Raw genomic sequence first — 944 nt, forward strand, 5'->3', positions numbered from 1 at the left:
TAAGGTGGGACAAATGATTGGGGTGAAGTCGTAACAAGGTAGCCGTATCGGAAGGTGCGGCTGGATCACCTCCTTTCTATGGAGTTTTAACTCTAGTCGATGTATGACCTTCGGTCATATAGCGCTTAGGCTATTTGTTCAGTTTTGAGAGGACTCAAAACTCTCGATTAAATGCTTTTGCTCCTGCGGTTACTCGTCGCAGGAAACATCGTTGCTCCTGCGGTTACTCGTCGCAAGGCAGCACGAAGCATACACTGAGAAGTGTTACATGATGTGATTGAAATCAGTAGCCTTGTTCAGTTTTGAGAGGACTCAAAACTCTCTCTTTTGTTCCATTAATTATTCCCCGTCTTTTATTGACTAGTCCATACTTTTAGATACGACTTAAACTTTAATAATGTGTATTTAAGGTAGAAATGTCAAAAGAGGGGCCTGTAGCTCAGCTGGTTAGAGCGCACGCCTGATAAGCGTGAGGTCGGTGGTTCAAGTCCACTCAGGCCCACCATAAACGAATTAATAGGAGCAAATGGGGCCTTAGCTCAGCTGGGAGAGCGCCTGCTTTGCACGCAGGAGGTCAGCGGTTCGATCCCGCTAGGCTCCACCAATTACTAGGTTCTTTGAAAACTAAATCCAGAAATAACTCAAATTGATCTTTGTTCATCGGTTGTGAAACTGTTTGAACGAGACGTCAAGAATTCAATGCATACCTTTTTATGTATTTTTTATTTTTGCGAAGAGAACCGAGCAGGTCGAGGATGGGAAATGTTCGAAGGAGGGAGCGTAGTTGCCTACGTGACCGACTGAGAAGCATGAACCAGACGAAGAGATGCGACGGTGATCTGAAGTGAAAAAGGATAAGTTAGAAAGGGCGCACGGTGAATGCCTTGGCACTAGGAGCCGATGAAGGACGCGACGAACCGCGATAGGCTTCGGGGAGCTGTAAG

Annotated in this window: 2 tRNA genes and 2 rRNA genes; all 4 read left to right on the top strand. The window is 46.0% G+C overall.

Annotated elements, in window-relative coordinates:
• Positions 1 to 76 (top strand): 16S ribosomal RNA (locus N6H06_RS23020); the annotation flags it as partial.
• Positions 77 to 428: 352 nt separating this feature from the next.
• Positions 429 to 505: transfer RNA gene (locus N6H06_RS23025), tRNA-Ile, on the top strand.
• Positions 506 to 528: 23 nt separating this feature from the next.
• Positions 529 to 604, top strand: a tRNA-Ala gene (locus tag N6H06_RS23030).
• Positions 605 to 852: 248 nt separating this feature from the next.
• Positions 853 to 944 (top strand): 23S ribosomal RNA (locus tag N6H06_RS23035); the annotation flags it as partial.

Source organism: Shouchella tritolerans, assembly GCF_025770735.1.
Taxonomy (GTDB): domain Bacteria; phylum Bacillota; class Bacilli; order Bacillales; family Bacillaceae_D; genus Shouchella; species Shouchella tritolerans.